The 19,867-nt window shown below is 37.1% G+C and carries 17 protein-coding genes; 1 reads left to right on the forward strand and 16 read right to left on the reverse strand.

Annotation, left to right across the window (positions count from 1 at the left end):
- Position 1: 1 nt before the first annotated feature.
- The 16 genes from ACYPXO_RS08280 to ACYPXO_RS08355 form a co-directional block, all read right to left on the reverse strand.
- Positions 2-1,126: a murein hydrolase activator EnvC family protein gene (locus ACYPXO_RS08280; RefSeq protein ID WP_459640116.1), complete on the reverse strand. Its 1,125-nt coding sequence runs from the start codon at positions 1,124-1,126 to the stop codon at positions 2-4.
- A 20-nt stretch (positions 1,127-1,146) separates the two neighbouring features.
- Complete coding sequence (gene ftsX / locus ACYPXO_RS08285) at positions 1,147-2,052, reverse strand: permease-like cell division protein FtsX (RefSeq protein ID WP_459640117.1); 906 nt, start codon at positions 2,050-2,052, stop codon at positions 1,147-1,149.
- Between the two features lie 4 nt (positions 2,053-2,056).
- Positions 2,057-2,728, reverse strand: a complete 672-nt coding sequence (ftsE, locus tag ACYPXO_RS08290) for a cell division ATP-binding protein FtsE (protein ID WP_459640118.1) — start codon at positions 2,726-2,728, stop codon at positions 2,057-2,059.
- 21 nt (positions 2,729-2,749) lie between these two features.
- Positions 2,750-3,835 carry a PucR family transcriptional regulator gene (locus ACYPXO_RS08295; protein WP_459640119.1) on the reverse strand — a complete coding sequence of 362 codons (1,086 nt, stop codon included), beginning with the start codon at positions 3,833-3,835 and terminating at the stop codon, positions 2,750-2,752.
- 115 nt (positions 3,836-3,950) lie between these two features.
- Positions 3,951-4,634 (reverse strand): WecB/TagA/CpsF family glycosyltransferase, encoded by a 684-nt coding sequence (locus tag ACYPXO_RS08300; protein WP_459640120.1) that lies wholly within the window; start codon positions 4,632-4,634, stop codon positions 3,951-3,953.
- Between the two features lie 99 nt (positions 4,635-4,733).
- Positions 4,734-4,922, reverse strand: a complete 189-nt coding sequence (locus ACYPXO_RS08305) for a small, acid-soluble spore protein, alpha/beta type (protein WP_459640121.1) — start codon at positions 4,920-4,922, stop codon at positions 4,734-4,736.
- A gap of 374 nt (positions 4,923-5,296) precedes the next feature.
- Positions 5,297-5,479: a PspC domain-containing protein gene (locus ACYPXO_RS08310; RefSeq protein ID WP_459640122.1), complete on the reverse strand. Its 183-nt coding sequence runs from the start codon at positions 5,477-5,479 to the stop codon at positions 5,297-5,299.
- A gap of 17 nt (positions 5,480-5,496) precedes the next feature.
- On the reverse strand, positions 5,497-6,327 hold the full coding sequence (locus ACYPXO_RS08315; RefSeq protein ID WP_459640123.1) for a DUF4097 family beta strand repeat-containing protein: 831 nt from the start codon (positions 6,325-6,327) through the stop codon (positions 5,497-5,499).
- On the reverse strand, positions 6,327-7,007 hold the full coding sequence (locus ACYPXO_RS08320) for a DUF1700 domain-containing protein (RefSeq protein ID WP_459640124.1): 681 nt from the start codon (positions 7,005-7,007) through the stop codon (positions 6,327-6,329). Before ACYPXO_RS08320 ends, ACYPXO_RS08315 begins: the two co-directional genes overlap by 1 nt.
- Positions 7,004-7,327 carry a PadR family transcriptional regulator gene (locus tag ACYPXO_RS08325; RefSeq protein ID WP_459640125.1) on the reverse strand — a complete coding sequence of 108 codons (324 nt, stop codon included), beginning with the start codon at positions 7,325-7,327 and terminating at the stop codon, positions 7,004-7,006. The genes ACYPXO_RS08320 and ACYPXO_RS08325 overlap by 4 nt, the downstream gene beginning before the upstream one ends.
- Positions 7,328-7,550: 223 nt before the next feature.
- Positions 7,551-11,147 carry a helicase-exonuclease AddAB subunit AddA gene (addA, locus tag ACYPXO_RS08330; protein WP_459640126.1) on the reverse strand — a complete coding sequence of 1,199 codons (3,597 nt, stop codon included), beginning with the start codon at positions 11,145-11,147 and terminating at the stop codon, positions 7,551-7,553.
- 2 nt (positions 11,148-11,149) lie between these two features.
- Positions 11,150-14,482 carry a helicase-exonuclease AddAB subunit AddB gene (addB, locus tag ACYPXO_RS08335; protein ID WP_459640127.1) on the reverse strand — a complete coding sequence of 1,111 codons (3,333 nt, stop codon included), beginning with the start codon at positions 14,480-14,482 and terminating at the stop codon, positions 11,150-11,152.
- A 10-nt stretch (positions 14,483-14,492) separates the two neighbouring features.
- Positions 14,493-15,053, reverse strand: coding sequence for a tRNA (mnm(5)s(2)U34)-methyltransferase (locus ACYPXO_RS08340; protein WP_459640128.1), 561 nt, complete (start codon positions 15,051-15,053; stop codon positions 14,493-14,495).
- 60 nt (positions 15,054-15,113) lie between these two features.
- The gene (gene hflX / locus ACYPXO_RS08345; RefSeq protein ID WP_459640148.1) at positions 15,114-16,361 is read right to left on the reverse strand and encodes a GTPase HflX; all 1,248 of its coding nucleotides are present in this window, start codon (positions 16,359-16,361) and stop codon (positions 15,114-15,116) included.
- 4 nt (positions 16,362-16,365) lie between these two features.
- Positions 16,366-16,893, reverse strand: coding sequence for a tetratricopeptide repeat protein (locus tag ACYPXO_RS08350; RefSeq protein ID WP_459640129.1), 528 nt, complete (start codon positions 16,891-16,893; stop codon positions 16,366-16,368).
- Between the two features lie 11 nt (positions 16,894-16,904).
- Entirely contained in the window at positions 16,905-17,264 is a 360-nt protein-coding gene (locus ACYPXO_RS08355) for an ArsR/SmtB family transcription factor (protein ID WP_459640130.1), read from the reverse strand.
- A gap of 191 nt (positions 17,265-17,455) precedes the next feature.
- On the opposite strand from ACYPXO_RS08355, the gene ACYPXO_RS08360 reads away from it, so the two are divergent.
- Positions 17,456-19,822 carry a metallophosphoesterase gene (locus tag ACYPXO_RS08360; RefSeq protein ID WP_459640131.1) on the forward strand — a complete coding sequence of 789 codons (2,367 nt, stop codon included), beginning with the start codon at positions 17,456-17,458 and terminating at the stop codon, positions 19,820-19,822.
- The last annotated feature ends 45 nt before the right edge of the window (positions 19,823-19,867 follow it).

Consider the following 19,867-nt stretch of genomic DNA (forward strand, 5'->3'; position numbering starts at 1 on the left):
TCTATAAATATTTTCTTGGGTCTACTAACTTTCCGCTCGGCTCTTCCACAATAAAATGTAAATGAGGTCCGCTTACTCGTCCTGTTCTTCCAACCGTGGCAATATTCTGTCCTCTGCTGACTTTCTGTCCCTGTCTGACAAAAATGTCCGTGCAATGCTGATACCATGTCGTAAGACCGTTCGGATGTCTGATAACAACATAGTTTCCGCGAACCGCCTGATTTCCCGTGCGGATTACTGTACCTTCCGCTGCCGCATAAATAGGGGTTCCTGACGGTGCGCCGTAGTCGCGCCCTTCATGGAATGTACTTGCTCCCGGAACAGGAGCTTTACGCGGTCCAAACTCACTTGTAATTCTTCCCGCCGGACAAGGATTGGAAAGATAACCGTTTCCTCCCGTAATCACAGGACCTGTCGGTCTGTTTCCCGACGGTCTTTTATTTGTATTAGCCGCCTCCTGCTTTCTTCTCTCAGCCTCTTTCGCTTTTGCAATCAAATCATTCAGTGTTTTCATGTTCTCGCCGATTTGTGCGTCTAATTTCGCAATTTCCTCTTTCTTTGAATCAAGCAGTGTCTGTACTTCTTTCTGCTTTGTTTCCAAATCTTTCTGAAGAGAAACAAGACTTTCTTTTTCTTTCTTTAAAGCCTGTTCTTTCTTCTCTACTTCTTTTACCAGTTTTGCGAACTGTTCAAGCATCTTTCTGTCATATTTTGAAACCTGCTCCACATACTCTGTTTTATTGAGAAAATCTGCCATGCTTTCTGCTTCAAACAATATTTCCATCATTTCCGCATTACCATTTTCATATACATACTTAATGCGGATTAGCATACTTTCATATTGTTTGTTTTCTTTTATTTGTGCTTCTACAAGTTCATCTTCAGCCAATGCTATTTCATCTTCCTTTTTCTCAACATTGGTCTGTGCAGTCTGCATTTCCGTTATAATACTATTCAGACGTTCATTCAAAGATTCCTGCTCTTTTTGTGCTTGTTTTTTCTGTTGTTCCAACTGCTGTCCCTTTTTCTCTGCCGAATGAATACTGTCTGCATGAACCGGTTTAAAAATACTTCCTGCAACAAGAACTGTTACTAAAACTAAACTGATTGCTTTTTTACCTGCCATTCTATTACCTCTTACTTAAATTATACCTTTAAGTGTTTACGAATTGTTAAGAAACTTCCGACAAAACCGATTCCGATTCCCAGTGCAATACCGATTGGTAATAGCGTCTTATACACTTCTGTTACCGGAAGGAATGTAAGAAGGTTGTTTAATATTTTAAATTTAATCAGAATATATCCTACTGCCTTTTCATATAAGAAATAAAGTGCCGTAAGTGGAATAATAGCTCCCACAAGTCCGATCAGAAGACCTTCTATAATAAACGGCATTCTGACAAAAGCGTCTTTTGCTCCTATATATTTCATAATCGCAATTTCTTCACGTCTAATGGAAATCCCCATTGTAACCGTATTACTGATTAAGAAAATAGAAACGGCAAGTAAAATAATAATAATTGCTCCTGATACATATAAAATCAATTTGTTAATGCCTGACAATGTCTTTGCCACTGTGTCAGATTTATTTACCTGACGAACTCCTTCAAGTCCACTTACATATTTTACTAACGCTTTCTGCTTAGAAACGTCTTTCATGTATACTTGATAGTTATCGGAATTTACAAGTGGATTATCTGCGAAACCTTCTGCAAGGTATTCTTTATTGCCAAAATATTTCTTTTTATAACTTTCCCATGCTTCTTCACCGGACGTGTATTCTACTCTGGCAACTTCTTTTCTGTCTTTAATAAGATTACCTATTTCATCAATGCGTTTCTGTTCTAGTCCTTCATCGAAAAATACGGTAATTGCAACGCCTTCTTCTGCACTTTTTACGATATTCTGAAAGTTTACAATAATCGAGAAAAACAATCCGAACATAAAAATACAAGCCGACATCGTTGCAATAGATGCAAGGGAAAACATCTTATTTCTGCCAATATTTTTAACCCCTTGTTTCATTGTATATCCTACTGTACTTATTCTCATTTTTCTACTCGCCCTCTTTCTCGTCGCTGACAATGACTCCCTTTTGCATTGTAATGACACGTTTCTTCATTTCTGCTACAATCTCATGATTATGTGTAACTACGATTACTGTAGTACCTCTCTCGTTTGCCTCCTCAAGAAGTTTCATAATCTCCCATGCATTTGTTGGGTCAAGATTCCCTGTTGGTTCATCAGCAAGCAAAATCGCAGGTTCATTTACAACCGCTCTTGCTATAGCAACTCTCTGTTGCTCTCCACCTGATAACTGTTTTGGATAAGCTTTATATTTCTGGGCCAATCCTACAAGGGAAAGCGCTGCCGGAACTTTCTGTTTCAGCACACGTGTCGGAGTTTCAATTACCCTCTGTGCAAAAGCAATATTTTCATAAATATTTCTATCTTTTAACAAACGGAAGTCTTGAAATACAACCCCTAAATGTCTTCTGTATTTTGCAATATGTTTATGTTTCATTCTATTGAGGTTAATTCCATTTACAATGATTGTACCTGACGTTGGGTCTAACTCTTTCATCAAAAGACGAATTAATGTGGATTTTCCCGAACCACTGTCACCTACAATAAATACGAACTCTCCCTGTTCAATTTTCAAATTAATTCCGTTCAAGGCTGCAACGCCTTTGGAATATTCCTTTGTGACGTCCTTTAATTCAATCATATATTCCTCCTAAATTAACTACTAATACTCCAGTGTTTCCATATACTTCATGTATTTCACAACCATTAACGCAATTTTAAATGTAATGGCATCTTCAAACACTCTCAAATCCAGCCCTGTGCTTTTTTGCAGTTTATCTAATCTGTAAACAAGAGTATTTCTGTGAATGTATAACTGTCTTGATGTTTCTGATACATTTAGACTATTTTCAAAGAATTTATTGATTGTTGTCAATGTTTCCTCATCAAATTCGTCCGGAGATTTCCCCTCAAAAATCTCTCGAATAAACATCTTACAAAGAGGAAGTGGAAGTTGGTAAATCAGTCTTCCTATACCGAGTGTACTGTATGCCACAATATCTTTCTCGTTAAAGAAAATTTTCCCTACATCCAATGCAAGTTTCGCTTCTTTATATGATTTTGATACTTCTTTAATATCATTTACAATTGTTCCATATGCAATGTGAACTTCTTCTCCCTCTGCCTTTAAGATTTCCAAAATCTCATTGGCAACTTTCTCCATCTCAGGATAACCTTCATTGGCGCTAAGTTCTTTCACAATGATAATGTTTCTCTCATCAACTGCAGTCACAAAATCTTTTGATTTCATGCCGAGTAATGAACGGATATGTTCCATTGTACTCGTGTCTTTCTCACGCGCCGTTTCAATAACGATAATAACGCGTCTTACATCTGTTTCAATATGTAATTTCTTTGCACGGTTATAAATATCCACCAGCAAAAGATTGTCCAGCAATAAATTTTTAATAAAATTATCTTTATCAAAACGTTCCTTATATGCTACCAACAGGTTTTGAATCTGAAAGGCTGCAATCTTACCCACCATGTAAACATCATCACTACTGCCATTTACTACCAATATATACTCTAACTGGTGTTCATCAAAGATTTTAAAGAACTGATAGCCCTGAATAACCTGACTGTCTGCCGGTGACTCTACGAAAGAATCCAGCGAATTTTCATAATGCTCCTGTTCTACAAATGTGCTTGCCAATACTTTGCCGTCTGTATCCAGAATACATAAATCTATTCTTGTAATCGCCTTCAATCCTTCAATTGTGTTCTGAAGTATTTGATTTGATATCATACTTTTGCTCCTTATCTTTATTAATTTTAACAGTAGTTTCCCCATTAAAAAACTGTATATTCATTCTACATTTTAATACAATTAACCAAAAAAATAAAGAGGAAATAGTTTAAATTTATACATTTCCTCTTTTTTGTCTTTCTTTCTCCACTTCACGCTTGAGGAAACGTTTAATCATAAACTCCCTTATCGGCTTTTTCCCTTTCTTCTTTCCAAGCGGAAGAGGTGTATTTTTCCCTAATCCCAACCACATACGCGTATTTAACAAAATGCGATTTCTCACTACAAATGCTTCTTGAAACGGAGAAGAAATCATGGACAATACACAATCTGCTTCCGCACCGTTCACACTGTTTAAAATCATATCATCTGCCGAAGAATTTGTCGGAACAATCTCCTCACCTACTATCTGAATACCCTGATAATTTTCCTCCAAATATTCTTTCAGATGTCTTTTCTCTTCTTCTGACTCCGTCAATAAAAAAAGTCTGTGATGATTTTTATGAAAAAAGCGTAAAAGCATTTTCACAAAAAGCTGCGAACCTGCCTCTTGTAATTTCTTACGCTCCGTAACTTCCGCAACTTCCAATACTGCCTGCTCTCCTGCAAGAACTAAATCCGCCTGTGCAATATTGTCTTTAAGCGTTACATCATCTTTACTCTTTACCAGTGTATCTGCACTGATAATCTCAACAATATTCATCGGTTCAGTCTGCATATACTCCATAACTTTCTGCATGGCCTCTTTCGCCGTATTGTTATTCAATTCAATTTCTAACACATTTACTCTACTTTTCATAACCCTCTCCGTTATCTTCCTCAATTGAAGGATTATAGCAGACTTATCGTTATTTTTCAACCCACGTTACAAATTGTTCATATTTTCTCATTTATCCGATCATTTCTGCTGACGCTTTTTCTTTGTAATCAAACCTCCGATTCTTCCTGTTTCTTTCGATGTAAGAGAACGCCAGCCTTCCGATAGAACTTTGTCCAGAAGTCCGAGTTCTTCTGCAATTTCATATTTCAGTTTATCCTCCGGTTCAATCTCACTTAACACAATCGGTAATTTTTCTTTCTTTGCCATGATGATTACCCCTTTCTTCTTTATAAAATAAGGATTGCCCGGAATTTTCGTTTTATTCGGGGACGTAGTATTTTCTTATTTTACCACGTCCCTTTTTAAGTTTTACTGTGTCCCAAATCACCAAAAGGGGTGTCCCTTTTTTAGATATATCTATACAAAGCCTATAATACTGCGGTTTAGCAACATATTGATTAATTTTTCTTAAAATAGTCAACTATATTTGGAGATTTATAGCGTATTTATGGACTTTGCATTATGTTATTCATTTATAGTTTTACTTGTCCTAAAAAAAGGGACAGGGGATTTCTAGAAAAGGGACGGGGGAAATGCGAATTGGGGACGTAGTCTTTTTGTAAAAGACTACGTCCCCAATTCTACCTATCCGGAATAATAACCGCTGCCACAAAATAGCCAAAAATCATTGTGCCGAAACTACAACAAGTTGCAAGTACCATTCCCAAGCGTACTAACGTAGGATCAATATTAAAATACTCTGCTACTCCCGCACACACTCCGCAAATTTTACGGTCTGTTGCTGAACGATATAATCTCTTCATTTTTCTTACCTCCTGTCCTACTGACCAAATATAACATTTACTTTTCCTGTCGCACAATCAATTCCCATCTCTTTTACAGCATGATTGTTGATTGTTTTTTCTACTGCCAATCCCGAAAATTTTTGTCCGTCGAAATTTACCTCTCCTGCACCTACTTCAATTTCATAATTGTAATCTGCCTGTTTTCCTTTTGTTTCAAGATTTATCACACCGACTCCACACTCTAAATCTACATCTCTTTGTGTAGTTCCTTTTATATTTGCCACACCCTGTCCGCAAGAAACACTTAATTCTCCCGTTACAAAGTCTGTCGCTATGATTTCTCCTCTGCCTATTTCTAAATCCACTTCATTTGTCCGTATTCCATTTAGATTTATCTTTCCGTTACCATTTTGAATACTTATTTCCGGCAATTGTATATTTCTTGGAATATAAAGAGTCAATTTTCCCCCATTATTTATTCCTTTTGTATTTCCTGTCGCTTTAATTTCTATTGAATCCTCATCTTCATTCACCGCAAGTCCGACTTCTTTTGTTGTAGCATTTTCCATACGAACTGTTCCATCGTCTGTAGCAACAACTTCTACCAGTACTTTGTTGACTTCCACATCTATTCCTTTTGTATTTGAAAGTTCCATTGAATTTGTCACCTGAATATCGTCATGTTCCATTCTATCATCAAAATCATCATCAAAATCGTCATCACGAATAAAACCAATTCCTCTATGCACGGCACTTCTGACATCTTCGTCCGTTACCCCTACGGCAAATCCTGCAACACATAAAACAATTCCAATCCCTGCCAATACGGCACAAATAATTGCAAATATTTTCCAACCTTTTTTCATTATTTGTTCTCCTTTCCATGAACGAATCTTCTGAAAATGTTTACCAATCCTCTAAATAGAATCGGGAATACAATCATACACGCTTTTACCATTAACACTGTAGCAACAAGTCCTGCAACGAAAGCCAAAATTCCTCCCCCCATAACAACAAGCGCCAGTGCTGGAAAATGAAACATTTCCAATACACCGCATATTGTTACGAGAAATCCGCAAATCATTACAACAACCGCTAACAATACGAGTGTTCCCAAAATGGCAAATCCAGAAACGGCTATTGCTAATATAAGTGCAACTCCTGCCAACACAAGTGGAAAGACAATCGGTAAAGTACAAATGGCTATTGCGATAATAAGAAGAATTTTTAACAGACTGCTATTTTTCTTCGGTTTACTTTCTTCTCTGTTTTCTCTTTTTGCCAAAATTTCCTTCTCCTCAAATCTTGTATCTGTATACCCTGTTTCTCTGTATTCGCTACTTTCCTCTTCTTTTCCCCGAAGTCCCGCTTTTATTGTCTGGGCAACTTTTTTCGGACTTTCTAATTCCGCAATGATGTGCTGTTCGTTTTCCAGTCCCGCATCAGCAAAATAGTCCTCATAATATTGTATTGCTTCCCTACGTTCTTCTTCCGGTATTTCTTTTAGCAGCCTCTCCAGTTCCGTCATAAATTCTATACGATTCATACTGCTGCACCTCCCTCAAACATCTCACTAATCTTTTTTGAATAATTTTTCCATTCTATCCGATACAGATTTAACTGTGCCATTCCTTTTTCCGTTACTTTATAGTATCTTCGATTTCTCCCGTCAAACTGCATATCATAAACTTCCAGACATTCGTCTTTCTGTAACCGTCTAAGTACCGGATATAAAGTGGATTCAGAAACGTCCAACGCCTGACGTACGTCCTGAGTAATTTTGTAACCATACGTCCCCTGTTGTTCCCGTGAAACAACCGCCAATACAATCGCATCCAAAAGCGCTGCCCCTGTATTAAATACCATTTCTCCACTTCCTTTCCCAAATAATATTGTTTTGATAATCATATTATATGTCATATAATATTGTTAGTCAATATAATATTATTTAAGAAATTATGAAGATTTATTGCATTATTATTAAAGTATCATGTGGCATACGCCTCCTTTTCTTCTATAATAAATATAAAGACAAGTCAAAAAGGGCATAAACTTCTTATGTAGTTTATACCCTTTTAACTTTAGCATCTTATGAAATTGTAATTTCTTTCTGCAAAAACATAGAATAAATAATTTTCTCTTTTACTTTCTTTCCCGTAAGTCTTTCTAATGCCTCCCCGTAATATTTCAACTGACTTCCATATCGCTCTTTCAATTCTCCTGTCGTTTTTACTCTATCCGTCTTATAATCCACCACAGTAAGTCCATCTTCCTCTTCCATCCAGACATCAATAACTCCCTGAATAAGAAGCATCTCCTCTATTTCTTCCTCAGGATAAATCTCTTTTGCCGGTACACCTAGAACAAAAGGCTGTTCTCTAAAAAGTTTTCCATTCTCACTGCATTTTCTCATTCTCTTTGCAATATCCGTATTTAAAAAACAGAGTAAATCTTTAATACGCACACACTCTCGCATTTCATCCGAAATTCTTCCTTCTGCAACCAGATTTTCCAAATACTTTTTCAGGCTTTCATATGTATATTCCTTTGTAAACTCTAAAAGTTCCAACACTTTATGATAAGTTGTTCCCCTCAAAGCACCCTTTACTCCTTCTTCCTCCGTGAGAATTTTTGGCAGAATTGAAACAACCTCTTCTTCCTCTACGAGAAGTTCTCCCGCCTCTTCCTCAAGATTTCTTCGTTTTTTCAATTCGGATACCGTGAATTTTAGTTTTAAATGATTTTCATTCGCATATGGGTACTGATAAGAAAACTGTTCTTGCAACCTTTTTTTGAACTCTATCGCAAAACTCTGCTCCGTATCCCAATTCTGCAATTTTTCTTTTGTATATTCCGCACCGATTTCTTCTTGAACTTCCTTCTGCACAAGTTCTTCCAATTTAACAACATACACATTTCCCACCCGTTTATGTTCGGGATGTCGCAAAATAGCAGGGAGTACCCAATCAAAATAACTTTGTGCTCTTGATAGCATGGTAAACGGTAACTGTTTTTTCCTACTGTTCTCCAAAACCGCATATCCTCGCATTTTTTTATCTACCTGCGAAAGCGTTCCCGTCATAATCAGTTTCTCTTTCGCTCGGGTAAGCGCCACATAAAGAACACGAAGTTCCTCACCAATATTTTCCAACATAATTTCTTTCTGCATTACTTTTCTCAAAAATGTAGGCGATTTCATACGTTTTTTCAAATCGATTCTTTCTAAGCCGATGCCGAGTTCTGCGTGAGTCACAATTTCCCCCGTAATATCCTGTTTGTTAAACCTTTTATTCATTCCTGACACAAAAACAATCGGAAATTCCAATCCCTTACTTTTGTGAATACTCATAAGACGGACTGCATCCGCCTGTTCGTCAGCAATATTTGCCTCCCCATAATCTACATCATATTTTTTCAACTGCTCCATATAACGAACAAAATTAAACAGACCTTTATAACTTGTTCCCTCAAATGCTTTCGCTTTTTCCAAAAGCATTTCTAAGTTTGCTTTTCTCTGTTCACCCCCTGCCATAACGGCAACTTCATATCCATATCCCGTTTCTTCGATTACCCTCCAAAGCAATTCGTGTATAGCAGTATACGGTATCATTTCTCGGAAATATTCTATCTGTGCAAAAACTTTCTCCAAACGATTAGCCAGCAGAAGATTTTTTCCTTCCTTTATATATCTCCTCACACAACAATAAAATGGAACTTCCTTATCTAAAGTACGAATTTCTGCCAACTCTTCTCCCGAAAATTTTCCCATTCCTGATGTAAGAACGGAAGTTAACGGAATATCCTGATTAGGATTATCTAACACTCGCAGATAATTCAGCACGGTCTGTATTTCCTGTGTTTCAAAATATCCTTCTTTGCTTCCTGTATACGTTGGAATCCCTTCACGATTCAGCACACTCGCAAATACATCCGTCCATCCCTTTAAACTTCTTGTCAGAATAACAATATCTCTATATCGTATTTGTCTAAATTCTCCTGTTATCTTATCCTGCACCTGATATTCTGCCATTAATTCTTTAATCCTTCTTGCAACCGCCCTCGCCTCAAGTTCACGGACAGTTTCCCCCGCCTGTTCTTCGTCTTCCGTATCCATTTCCACATCGACGATAAGTACTTCTGTATTATTTCCTTCTTTTTCTTTATAATCTGCCCCCACATATAAAGCCGCCTTATCATCATACTCTACTTTTCCAAGACCTTTTGTCATAATCTGCTCGAAAATAAAATTAGTACTTTCCAACACTTCTCTTCTGCTTCGGAAATTTTTATGTAAATCAATGCGTTGTTTATCTCCGCCTTTTAAATCATATGTATCAAACTTTTCCATAAATAACTCAGGACGGGACAGACGAAAACGATAAATACTCTGCTTAACATCTCCAACCATGAAAATATTATTCTTTCCACAACCGACAGTTGACACACTTGTAAGAATAGCCTCCTGTGTTAGATTACTATCCTGATATTCATCAATCATGATTTCTTTAAATCTTTTCTGATACTCTTTTGCTACAGGGGATGGTAAAAGTTCACCTTCCTCTTCCACTGTAAGAATTTGCAGCGCCAAATGCTCCATATCTCCAAAATCAATCAGATTTCTGCTTCGCTTTGCCTCCGTATATAACCGTGTAAATTCTTTTACAAGAAAAGTTAATTCCTCAATCATTTCCTTTGTCTTTGCCATATCTGTCACCATTTCCTCAACAGGTTGGAAGAGATATGTTTTGACAATATCAGACAATATATCTTTTGTCTGTTTTCTTGCCTCTTTTACAAAATTAGTAAGGTCCTCCGATACATCTTTATCTCTGTTTGGTTTTAGTCTTTCCCCTTCGGGATATTTTCTTTTCTCATAAAACTCCGTCAGACTATCCGATTTCAGAAATGTTTTCCAGCCCTCTATTTCTTTTTCCAACGTTTCCTTATACATATACGGTCCTTCCGGATTTTCACAGGCTTCAACCCCTGTTTCCAATATAGCAATTGCATCAGAAGCATACCTTTTCATATTTTCAATCGCTCTTTTGCAGTAATCTGTATTCTCCAATTCTTCCAACGTTTTTACATCATAAGCATGCACACATTCATCAAGCCACTTTTCCCCATTTGGATAACTTCCCGAAAATGTATCTAATTGCAAAATAAATTCTTCCAGTTTTTTGTCATCTCTTCCGGTCGCAAAGCATTCTACAAAAGAAAGAAATTTTTCATTTCCCTCCGCATACTGCTCTTCCAATAACTTCTGCAAAACTTCCTTTTGCAAAAGTTTCAATTCTCCCTCCTCTCCAATACGGAAACTTGGATCTAAGTCTATCGTATGAAAATATTCTCTTATAACCGAAAGACAGAAACTATGAATAGTCGTAATCATTGCACCGTGAATGAGTGTAGACTGTTTCTGTAAATGTACGTCATCCGGATTTTCTTCTAGTTTTTTCTCAATCGCCGACAAAATCCTTTCCTTCATCTCTGATGCTGCCGCCTCAGTAAAGGTTACTATAAGAAGTTCGTCCACATTTATAGGCGGCTCGTCTTTTGTCAGCATCGTAATAATACGCTCTACTAAGACTGCCGTCTTTCCTGAGCCTGCCGCTGCCGACACAAGAATATTTCTATTTCGCAAAGAGATGACTTTCTCCTGCTCCGGTGTCCAATTCACTCCCATATTTACAGTTCCTCCATCATTCTTCTTAATACTTCTTCATCACTCAATTTTCTAAGTTTACGGTACTCACAGCCTTCAATCTTTTCATCAAAATGACACACTCCCTTAAACTGACAGAAATCACATCCATGGCTCGTCCCCAATTCATATGGTGCAACATTGATTTCCCCATCCTGCATTCTTCCTTCTATTTCTTTTACTTCCTTATCTACATATTTGGAAATAACAGAAAAATCTGCTTCTGAAAATGCTTTTGACGTTTTGGAAAGGCTTCCGTTTTTATTTTTTCCTACCGGAATTGCCAAAGAATTACCGGTAAATTTCTTATCCAAATGGTCTATAACTTCCTCATCTGCATTTACAATTCCATCCAAACGCAGTTTTGATAAAACCGTTTCTTCCCATTTATCATCTTCCACCTTATCAATAATCGGATCTTTCATCTGATAATAGAAAAGTCCTGCCGGAACAACTTTTTTCTCCGGCTGTTTTCTTCTCTCCAGTTCCACTGCCATATTCATATACATTGCCAACTGCAACTGCAATCCATGATAAAGTGATGCAAGACTAAATGTTTTTGTTCCCGTCTTATAGTCGATAACTTTTACATACACTTTTTCGTCTGTTTCATAAATATCAATTCGATCTATTTTCCCTTTTCCGAAGGAAACTTCATAACCACTCGGAACAAAATCTCCTTTTTCCAATTGTTTCGCCAACGCCCACACGGTACGTTTCATCATTCTTTTAATGCGGGTAATCATATATTCATTTCGTGCCGAACTGTAAAGAACCGTATTCCCATAATCCGTAATACTCACCTCTACACTTTCCTCTATCATTTCCTCCGCAGTTTTTTTCGGCAGTGTTGTCCATGTATATCCACTTTTTACGAGGTTACGCGAAAAGATTTCAATTGCACGGTGAAAAATATTTCCCAAATCAACCGCTTCAAAACGATACTCTTTTCTCTCTTTCAGACGAAGTCCGTAAGACAAAAAGTGTGCAAAAGCGCAGGCAGAAAATCTTTCTAATCTTGTTACACTTCCTTCTATCTTTTCACCGTAAAGTTTCTCCGCCATCTGTCTTGACAGCCTGTCCTCAGGCATTTTATAAAATCCTTTCTCAATCAGGTTATCGATAACGTTTTCCCACTCTTTGTCCCTTCGATAAGACATATATAATTCCAGCCATTCATCCGTAATCTCTTCTCTTCTTCTCTGTAAACCGGAAATAATATAGGAAATTCCCGATTTTTTTGTTAATTCCACTTCCGTAAACTTCTTCTCTTCTTCCTCACAAACCTGAAGCATAGGATATAGCCTTTTCAAATCCTGCAAAAAGTATGCTGGGCGGATTCCTTTACCTTCTCCACTTACTTTACTGTAAGAAATATATACTTTATCTCCCGGCTTCGTCAGGTTCATGTAAAGATAGAATTTCTGAATATAAATTTTTTCTTTTCCATTCGGTGCAAGAGGAACTTTCTGTGCCTCAAACACCTTTCTGTCCTGCTCGGAAAGAAGTCCGTTTCCTGTTTGATTTCCCGGAATAAATACATCATTCGCCCCGACAAAAAACAGAACTTTAATTTCTTTTAACCTTGTTCTTTCCATATCTCCCACAATAACTTCATCAATCCCCGGAGGAATTACACCGACTTTCGCTTCCTCAAATCCGGCATCAAGCAAATCACAATACTCTTTTAACGGCAAATATTCATCACCCAAAAGTTCAATAAATTTATCAAAAATTTCAATTACAATACGATAAATCTGTGCATACTCTTTCGCCAACGCCGGCTCATTTTTTTCCTGAAATCTTTCTTCATATTTTATCAGTTTTTCCTGTAACTTTTCCTGCATGAAGAAACTATGAAGAGCAAGAGTAATCTCTTTTACCGTTTTCCTTCTTTTCTTCAATACACTCATTACATTCTGTATTTTGTCCACAAATGCGCTTCGGATTTCATTAACTTTCTGCAAATCTTCTTCTGAAAATCCTTTATAAATCCGAATCCATTTTTCATCCCATTTTTTGTATCCCTTTATGCCCATAGCAATAACGTAATTTTCTAAAATATCTATATCTTCTCTCGAAAATTCGATAAGTCCTGTTCTGAGAAAACGAAATACACTTTCATAAGTCATATTTTTCTCTGCCATCACCAAAAGACTTCTAATATATTCCACAAATGAATTTAGCAGAACACTTCTCTTGTAATCCATAAAAATTGGAACATCATACATTCTCGCCATTTTTTCCATATAATCCGCATAAGTTGAAATATTTCCTGCAATCACGGCAATATCCCTATATCTGTATCCTTTTACACGGACTAAATGACGAATTTCCTGCATAACAAATGCCGCTTCATCTTTGGGCATCTTCGTACAATGAAGCGAAACGCTCTCCTGCTTTCCTGCAAAACTTTCTGTCGTATATCGGAATAGATGTTTCTCTAAAAACGCCATTGACGGATTTTCCCGAAAACGATACACAGGAGTTTGCGGCAGACAGATTGCCTCTTCAATTTCCACCCGCTCGTCTTTCGCCAACGATACCAATCCCGTCACCATACGTTTACTTAACGCAAACAGTTGGTATGGATGCGTAAATGTATATGGATTTTCTCTCTCATCTATTGTCACAGTCACGATAACTTTTTTACAGACACGAAGCAGTTCCTTCATAACTTTATCCTGTACAGGCGTAAAACCTGTAAATCCATCAAATGCGATAACACTATCCTTTAAAATCTTTGACTTTCCGATAACATTGCAAAGAACATCCAAAAGTTCTTCATTTGTAATATATTTATCCGAGAGATATTTGGAAAATCCTTCATAGACTTTCGCAATATCTTTTAATTTCCACTGAAAATAAGTCCCCTCTTCCACGGACTCTGCCAGTCTATCCAGCGTTTCCACACCTATATTATATTGTGCGAACTCGGAAAGAACGGACTTTACTTCTCCTATATAACCGTGTTTCTTTAAATTTCCGCGCAGTACTTTTAATTCGTTCTCGTTATCCCCCGCAATTTTTCGCAAAATCAGACTTTTCCCCGTATCATCTAAAATAATCCTTTGATTTCCACCTACTTCCTCAAAAATACGATGAGCAAGACGTCCGAAACTAAGCACATCAATATTCATAATTCCTTTTCGCTCATGTGCCATAACCAAATCTTTCTGCGTCTGCATTGTAAACTGTTCAGGAACAATCACAAAATAATTCCCTGTAGAATTTTTTACCGACTCTTCCACGATATATTTCTGCAAATAGTGGGATTTCCCCGCACCTGAACTGCCAAATATAAATTGTAATGCCATTACTTTCCTCCTATAGTTTTATAATTATCGCCGGAATAGGCGGATGATTTGGTCTATTATAATATTGGCTCACGATAACAAGATATTTTTTACTGTCCAACATATGTAAATATTGTAATATTCCGTCCTTTTCCTCAAATCCACTATCTCCGCCACTATAAATACAAAGACTCATCAATCCGCCTTTCTTTAGTAATGATAAACCTGTTTCTATTGCCGTTATGCTACTCTCCTTTTTTGTGGAAAGAGAATGATCTCCCCCCGGAAGATATCCAAAATTAAATACTATACAGGATACCTCTTCTCTAATTCTTTTTCCCATTTCCGTATGGCTCTTCAAAACAAGTTCCACACGTTCCTCCAAATCTTTTTCTTCCAATCTCTCCCTTGTCTTTTGCAATGCCTGCTCCTGTATGTCAAAAGCGTACACTTTCCCCGTTTTTCCTACAAGTTCCGCCAGAAGTAACGTATCATTTCCGTTTCCCGCCGTTGCATCGACACATATCTCTCCCTCTTTTACATGATTTTTTATAAAATGGTGACACCACTCTGTTATCTGATATTTTTTCATTTTTCTCTCCCATGATATAATGAACGGAGAATTCCTCTGAAATTCTCCGTTTTTCTTTTCTTATTGAATTTTACCGTAAATCTCCACAGGAACATAGGCTTTCACAAAAATTCCTTCTTCCCCATATTCTTCTGTAAGAAGTTCTCCATATTTTCTAATCAATTGAATTTTTCCTGCCTCAGCATATGGATAGACTCTCTCTACCATAACCTTCTGCTGACGCAATACTTCCTCAATTATTTCTAAAAGATTTTCCAGCCCTTCTCCCGTCTTGGCAGAAATTTTAACAATATAATCAGCCTTAAAATCTCTTATAATCATTTCACTGTCCGCCTTATCCTGCTTGTTAAAGGCAGTAATAATCGGTTTATTTACCACTTCCAACTGTCGTAACGTTTCATATACAATATGCATTTGCTCATCTAATTGCGAATTAGATGCATCCACAACATGCAGAATTATATCCGCATATTTCGCTTCTTCCAGCGTACTTTTAAACGCTTCTATTAAGTGATGAGGCAATTTGCGGATAAATCCAACCGTATCGGTCAATAAAATCTCCTGTTTACTCTGTAACTTCAATCCTCTCGTTGTCGGGTCTAACGTTGCAAAAAGTTTATCTTCCTCAAGTACAGACGCTCCCGTCAATTTATTTAACAAAGTGGATTTTCCTGCATTCGTATATCCAACAATGGCAACTACCGGAAGATGATTGCGATTTCTCTGCTCCCTTGTCACTTCTCTATGACGTTTCACTTCTTTTAGTTCTCTGTTCAACTGGGCGATTCTTCCTTTGATTAAACGTCTGTCCATCTCCAGTTTCTTCTCTCCCGGTCCTCTCGTTCCAATTCCACCGCCAAGTCTTGAAAGTGATTTTCCAAGACCTACAAGTCTTGACTGACGATATTTTAACTGAGCAAGTTCAACCTGAATTTTCCCTTCACTTGTTGATGCACGCTCCGCAAATATATCTAAAATAATAAGAGTTCTATCCATTACTTTCGTATCCAGTGCATCCTGAAGATTTCCAAGTTGTGCCGGCGACAATTCATCATCACAGATAATCCCTGTTGCCTCTGTTTCCCACAACATTTCTTTAATCTCGTCTATTTTACCTTTTCCTACATAAGTGGCAGGATGAATCTGCTCCCTTTTTTGAATAACTCTTCCAACAGTTACTGCTCCGGCAGTTCTTGCGAGTTCTTCCAACTCATCCAACGATTTCTCCGTGTCATCATTTTCTTCTACACTGACACCGACTAAAATAACTTTTTCAATTTCTTTTGATAATTCTATCATTTCCGCCATACTTCTATCTCGTTTCCAAAAATTCTGCTTCTTTTTTTGCTTTCTCATCATCAGGATATTTCTCTACATACGCTGAAATTTTTGCCTTAGCACTGCTCCAGTCATGAAGTTTTTCATAGGCTATAATTTCATTGTAAGACATCTCCTGTAACTGTTTCTCATTAAGTCCGTCACAACTCATCCCTTTCAGATAATACGAAATGGCTTCCTCGTAGTTTTCCAATTTCATCTCGCAATCACCTAAAATCTGATACACCGTCGATGTAGGTTTTCCTTTTTCTTTCAGGCAATTTAACATTGCCTCTTTTGCCTTGTCGTATTCTTTTAGTTCCCAATAAGCAATTCCCTGTCCATGATATGCATCCGCAACCTGCTCTCCTTCTTTAATTGCTTTATCAAAATTTTCAACTGCTTCTTTGTACTCTTTTTTTTCTAAATGTTCTATCCCCTTATCCATTTTTCCCGCACAGCCTGTTAATAAAAATGTACATACTACGCACAACAATACCATTGTTTTTCTTTTCTTTATCATTATGTTTCTCCTTATTCTGAAATATGCTCCATTCCCTGATTTAAAATCGTCTGAATATGTCCGTCCGCCAAAGAATAAAATACTGTTTTTCCCTCTCTTCTATTCTTGACTAACTTTGCCTGTTTTAATACGCGAAGTTGATGAGAGATAGCCGACTGGGTCATTTGCAACACTTCCGCCAAATCACACACACACATTTCTGACTGTAGTAATACATACAAAATTTTTACACGGGTAGAATCGCCAAATACTTTAAAGAAATCCGCCAAATCCGTCAGTGTTTCCTCTTTCGGCAGATGTTTCTCCACCTGATGAATTGTTTTTGTATGAATATGTGTCGAGTCACAACACTCTACTTCTATTTTTGCCATGTAATACTTCCTTTCTAAACACTCTAAACTTATTATAACGGATTTCTATTATCGGTCAAGTTTTTCTCACAAATGTAAAGGGTTTGTAAAACTGTGTTAAACCTCCGTAAGTTCTCTTCCAAATCAAATTTCATCTGCTATAATCCCGCTTGTAAACAAACAAATAAATGCAAAAAGAGAGGAATTTGAACATGAATATGAAAATGAAAATCGGTGCAGTAACTCTTGCCTGTGCCATTACTATCGGAAGTACACCTTTTTCTGTTATAGCTGCCGCCATCCCTCAGAAAAAAGAACCTTTAAAAATCGGCGTAATGTCAGACACCCACTATTTTTCTAAAAGTCTATACAGAAACTGTGAGGATTTCACAACCGCAATGAATTCTGACCGAAAAATGTTGAAAGAAAGTGATGCCATACTGACAGGTACACTAAATCAAATGATAAAGGATGAACCTGATGTAGTCATGATTTCCGGTGACCTGACAAAAGATGGGGAACAGGTAAATCATGAAGCAGTCGCTCAAAAATTAAGCGAAGCAAAAGAAAAGTTAGCGAAAAAAGGGGTTGATACAAAATTTTTCGTTATCAATGGTAACCATGATATCAACAATCCCCACGGTAAAGATTTCTCTTCTAAAACAGCACAGGACGCAGACAGAACAACAGTAGAAGAATTTAAAAAAATCTACAAAGAATTTGGATATGATAAAAATACAGTTCAATACAATCCTGACAGCAATCGAGGCGGAAGTCTTTCTTATGTTACTCAGTTAGCGGAAGGATATACCTTAATCGCTGTTGATACAGGTAAATACAGCAGTGACCAAACAAGCAGCAAACAAGATTTGCAGGAAACCGGAGGAGTAATCAGTCCAAAACTTTTAGACTGGGTAACTGAGCAGGCTGAAAAAGCAAAAGCAAAGGGCGATACCGTCATGGTTGTACAACATCACGGCGTTATTCCTCATTTTGAACAGGAGCAGACATTAATGGCTGACTACCTTGTCGATAACTGGGAAGAAGTACGCGAAGCATATGCAGACGCTGGTGTAAGTTATGTTTTCACCGGACATATGCACGCAAACGACATCGCTTCTTATACATCTAAAAAAGGAAATACATTGTATGACATTGAAACCGGTTCACTTGTAACTTATCCTTCTCTATTCCGCAGCATCATTGTGCAGAGCGGAACAGAGAACACAAAAGATGGAAATACGTTTACAACAAAAATGGAAACACCGGGGACTATTTCCTATGAAGATTTTGATACAGGAAATATACAACAAATCGAAAATTTAACGGAATATGGTAAAACACTCACATTATCTAATGAAGTTATCCGCACAATGATTACGGAAGGAGTCCTTTCTCCTATGATCGATTCCGCTCTTGCAAACGGCGGAAGTAAAACGCTTGTAGCAGATTTATTAAAAATAAATCCTGAACAGACAAGCCAGACTCTTGTAGCAATGCTTACACAACTGCTGCCAACAGAAAAAGAAAATGGTTTACCTATCAGTGTGTCAGGATTCAACTTCCGCATTTACTATGATGTAAACGAAAAATGTATCCGCATCAGTCAGGATACATCCAAAATCATTTCCGATAAATCGAAAGGCATATTGGAAATTCCACTTGAAAGCGGAAGAACTCTTTCTATTGAATTACCTGAAGAAATTCAGAACACTTTAAAAGAAAGAATACAAACTGCTGATACAGTTGAAGAAAAAGCAATGACAATCGAACTCCTTGTTTCTGATACAAAACTTGCTAACTTTTTCGATCAATTATTCACAGATGTAGACACTCATCTTCTCGGAGATAAAGATGCTCTTTTCTCCATTGTAGAAACATTCATAAATCAAATTTTAGACAGTAAAATAGATGATACACATAATGTATTTGACTTAGTGAACTATGTATATCAACTTCACTTAGCCGGAAACGAATCTTGTGAGCCTTGGGCTGAAACTGCAATTCAAAAAATACAGCAAGGAGAGTTGCTTCCGAATATTTTGACAGAAAGTATAAAAACGACACAGCCAGTAATTAAAAATGTACTTTCTAAAATCAATATTGATTTAAAAACAATTTTAGATAAAGGAAATAGCAGCCTGACAACAAATTTAGTATATGGTGTTATTACAGGAATGATTAAAAATGCCGGGGATATTGTAGATATGATTGACTTAAGCCCACTTCTTCCTGACAATATTCTTAGTGAAATAAATACTCTTGCATATAACGCTGCTTACTCAATGTCACACGATGTAAATTATCAGGAAGATTTAGATACTTCGATATTAATAGAAGGAAAACAAAAATGGGAAGATTCTGAAACACCGGAAGTTCCGGAAACCCCAGAAACAATTCCTCCACAAAAACCAGACACTCCTGCACCGCAGAAACCACAGACACAACAACCACAAAACTTACCAACAAAAAAACCTGCACAGCCAGTAAAAACAGGAGATACGTCTGAAATTTCACTTACATTACTTATGCTTGCACTTAGTACAAGCGCTATCGGATTACTCCGCAAAAGACGATAATATGCAAACAGACACCTCATATTAATGAAGTGTCTGTTTTACTTT

Source organism: Faecalimonas canis, assembly GCF_054601575.1.

Excerpts from the sequence above, each read along its gene's own strand:
- ACYPXO_RS08280 (WP_459640116.1), bottom strand. The coding sequence starts at position 1,126 with ATGGCAGGTAAAAAAGCAATCAGTTTAGTTTTAGTAACAGTTCTTGTT.
- ftsX (WP_459640117.1), bottom strand. The coding sequence starts at position 2,052 with ATGAGAATAAGTACAGTAGGATATACAATGAAACAAGGGGTTAAAAAT.
- ftsE (WP_459640118.1), bottom strand. The coding sequence starts at position 2,728 with ATGATTGAATTAAAGGACGTCACAAAGGAATATTCCAAAGGCGTTGCA.
- ACYPXO_RS08295 (WP_459640119.1), bottom strand. The coding sequence starts at position 3,835 with ATGATATCAAATCAAATACTTCAGAACACAATTGAAGGATTGAAGGCG.
- ACYPXO_RS08300 (WP_459640120.1), bottom strand. The coding sequence starts at position 4,634 with ATGAAAAGTAGAGTAAATGTGTTAGAAATTGAATTGAATAACAATACG.
- ACYPXO_RS08305 (WP_459640121.1), bottom strand. The coding sequence starts at position 4,922 with ATGGCAAAGAAAGAAAAATTACCGATTGTGTTAAGTGAGATTGAACCG.
- ACYPXO_RS08310 (WP_459640122.1), bottom strand. The coding sequence starts at position 5,479 with ATGAAGAGATTATATCGTTCAGCAACAGACCGTAAAATTTGCGGAGTG.
- ACYPXO_RS08315 (WP_459640123.1), bottom strand. The coding sequence starts at position 6,327 with ATGAAAAAAGGTTGGAAAATATTTGCAATTATTTGTGCCGTATTGGCA.
- ACYPXO_RS08320 (WP_459640124.1), bottom strand. The coding sequence starts at position 7,007 with ATGAATCGTATAGAATTTATGACGGAACTGGAGAGGCTGCTAAAAGAA.
- ACYPXO_RS08325 (WP_459640125.1), bottom strand. The coding sequence starts at position 7,327 with ATGGTATTTAATACAGGGGCAGCGCTTTTGGATGCGATTGTATTGGCG.
- addA (WP_459640126.1), bottom strand. The coding sequence starts at position 11,147 with ATGGGAGTGAATTGGACACCGGAGCAGGAGAAAGTCATCTCTTTGCGA.
- addB (WP_459640127.1), bottom strand. The coding sequence starts at position 14,482 with ATGGCATTACAATTTATATTTGGCAGTTCAGGTGCGGGGAAATCCCAC.
- ACYPXO_RS08340 (WP_459640128.1), bottom strand. The coding sequence starts at position 15,053 with ATGAAAAAATATCAGATAACAGAGTGGTGTCACCATTTTATAAAAAAT.
- hflX (WP_459640148.1), bottom strand. The coding sequence starts at position 16,361 with ATGGCGGAAATGATAGAATTATCAAAAGAAATTGAAAAAGTTATTTTA.
- ACYPXO_RS08350 (WP_459640129.1), bottom strand. The coding sequence starts at position 16,893 with ATGATAAAGAAAAGAAAAACAATGGTATTGTTGTGCGTAGTATGTACA.
- ACYPXO_RS08355 (WP_459640130.1), bottom strand. The coding sequence starts at position 17,264 with ATGGCAAAAATAGAAGTAGAGTGTTGTGACTCGACACATATTCATACA.
- ACYPXO_RS08360 (WP_459640131.1), top strand. The coding sequence starts at position 17,456 with ATGAATATGAAAATGAAAATCGGTGCAGTAACTCTTGCCTGTGCCATT.